Raw genomic sequence first — 1,025 nt, forward strand, 5'->3', positions numbered from 1 at the left:
GGGACGCGCTCTTAGACCACAACATCATTTCCGAAATGAGGCCGGTCGGTTGTAGCACCTTCTGCAGCGATGCCGCGCAGATCGAGAATGCCAGCCATGCGGTCAGGTAACCGGCCAGGAGAAACAACGAGGGGATGGTCGACTTGGCCTCGATCGCGGCATGGTGCCGCGATACGCGTCGATACAACAGGACGAGCGGCGCTGCGCTGGGCGTCATCATCGCGATCATCATCACCCACCACATAAGGATCACGGTGGGCAGCGACGGATCCATTCCCCCGCCGCCTTCTGCCAATCGATGAGGAAACAGCGCGACGGCCGTCATCTCGAGTGCGGACATGCCGATTCCGGCGCCCGTCCACAAGTAGGCCCACGACAACGCGACGACAGCCACCATGCCGAGCGCGGTGGTGACGCGCTCACGTCCGAGGATACTTTCGACGCTGCTCATGCGGCAGCGCGATGCCGGATCGGTCCTTTGTTATTCAAGTGCAGTCGTGCGAACTGGGCATAGGTCCCCTTGAAATCCAGTGCGATGTTTCCTTGCGAGCGGCTGGTGCCGGAGCCGATTTCGGCAAGTTCGTATTCGAAGCCGTGCGGCAAATCGATTCGAACGCGATGCTCGTCGCCCGTTACCGGATTGCGGATCGGCTCGCCGACAACGTCGAATACGCCCTCGACATGAATCCGGCCGCGTCTGGTATCGACATCGACATCGAAGTTGATCTTCGTAAAGATCGGATCGAATGCCTGCTCGAGGGTCGACGCGAATACGGAGAACATCGTGGCGAACGGCTCAGTGTCCTGCCCCGTCATGATTTTCAGAATGGCTTCGCGCTGCTCCGGGCTGGCCCGTTCGTCGACGATCGGTTGGCACTTGCCCCTGCCTTCGTGGATCGGCCCCGGCCATTGAAACACGACCGCGATGTTGATGTCGTCGAGTCGCACGTCGCCGTAGTAACCGTTGCTGATCGAGATGGCGCCCATCGCTTCGCAGAAGCCGTTGTTCGGCAGTGCGTTGAATT

The 1,025-nt window shown here is 60.3% G+C and carries 2 protein-coding genes; both read right to left on the bottom strand.

Translation table 11 applies throughout. From position 1 onward, the window contains the following. Window positions 1–451: DUF2182 domain-containing protein (locus AB6809_RS36205; protein WP_371028608.1), on the bottom strand; the 451-nt coding region annotated here is incomplete at its 3' end. Further along, a partial coding sequence (locus AB6809_RS36210) for a DUF1326 domain-containing protein (protein WP_371028609.1) occupies window positions 448–1,025 on the bottom strand: 578 nt, incomplete at its 5' end. The genes AB6809_RS36205 and AB6809_RS36210, both read right to left, overlap by 4 nt.

The sequence above is a fragment of the Paraburkholderia sp. RCC_158 genome (assembly GCF_041355255.1).
GTDB classification, from domain to species: Bacteria; Pseudomonadota; Gammaproteobacteria; order Burkholderiales; family Burkholderiaceae; genus Paraburkholderia; species Paraburkholderia graminis.